General features: G+C 53.8%; 1 protein-coding gene. It reads left to right on the top strand.

The genetic code is table 11. The annotated features are described in order from the left end of the window. On the top strand, positions 1-1,058 hold a 1,058-nt coding region (locus tag ACT3R4_RS18415; RefSeq protein ID WP_496201296.1), incomplete at its 5' end, for an IS256 family transposase. Between the last annotated feature and the right edge of the window lie 33 nt (positions 1,059-1,091).

The following is a 1,091-nucleotide window of genomic DNA, read 5'->3' as shown; positions in this document are numbered from 1 at the left end:
ATCAAGAGACGCCCAACCGCAAAAACGGGGGCTCTCCCAAGACCATGAAAAGCCCTGCAGGCCGCTTTGAGCTAACCACACCGCGCGATCGCAATGGCACCTTTGAACCGCAAATCGTCAAGAAGCACCAGACTCAGTTAACCGACGAACTGGAACGCAAAGTCATTGCGCTATACGCTCTGGGCAATAGCTATCAGGACATTCGCACGCATATTGCCGACCTGTATGGCATCTCGCTTTCCAACGGCACCCTCAATGCCGTCACCGATAAGCTGATACCGGAGCTTCAGGCCTGGCGCGAGCGTGACCTGGAGGCCATCTATCCCATTGTCTGGCTTGATGCGATCCACTACAAGATCCGGGAACATGGCCGCTATACCAGCAAGGCCGTCTATACCATTCTGGGGCTGAACATCGAGGGCAAGAAGGAGCTTCTCGGCCTGTATCTCTCCGACCAGGAAGGCGCTCACCACTGGCTAAGTGTGCTCACCGACCTCTATAACCGTGGTGTCCAGGACATTCTCATTGCCTGTGTTGACGGCCTGAAAGGCTTCCCTGAAGCGATTGAAAGCCTCTATCCCAACACCGAGATCCAACACTGCATCATCCACCAGATACGGAACTCGCTGAAGTACGTCGCCTCGAAAAATCAAAAGGCCTTCATGGCCGACTTGAAGGCGGTCTACAAGGCGGCTACGCTCAATGCCGCCGAGCTGGCATTGGACGAGTTGGAAGCCAAATGGGGCGACAAATACCCGCTTGTCATCGCTTCCTGGCGCAATAAGTGGCCCACACTATCGGCCTACTTCAAGTACCCCGACTATGTGCGTAAAGCTGTCTACACGACTAACGCCGTTGAAGCCGTGCACCGGCAGTTCCGAAAACTCACCAAGACCAAGGGTGGGTTTGCCAACGAAAATAGCCTGTTGAAACTGCTGTATGCGGGTATTCTCAAGGCCTCTGAACGCTGGACTCACCCTGTGCAAAATTGGAACCTGACGCTGTCGCAAATGGCGATACATTTCCCAAAACGCCTGGACGGTCATATCGACCTATAATGACCAAACTGACACAAAGTTTTGAACACCCTC

It is taken from the genome of Halomonas sp. AOP7-E1-9 (genome assembly GCF_052376035.1).
In the GTDB taxonomy this organism is placed as follows: domain Bacteria; phylum Pseudomonadota; class Gammaproteobacteria; order Pseudomonadales; family Halomonadaceae; genus Vreelandella; species Vreelandella citrativorans.
The sequence above is the reverse complement of the archived record's forward strand: the minus strand, read 5'-3'. Positions and strand labels throughout refer to the sequence as shown.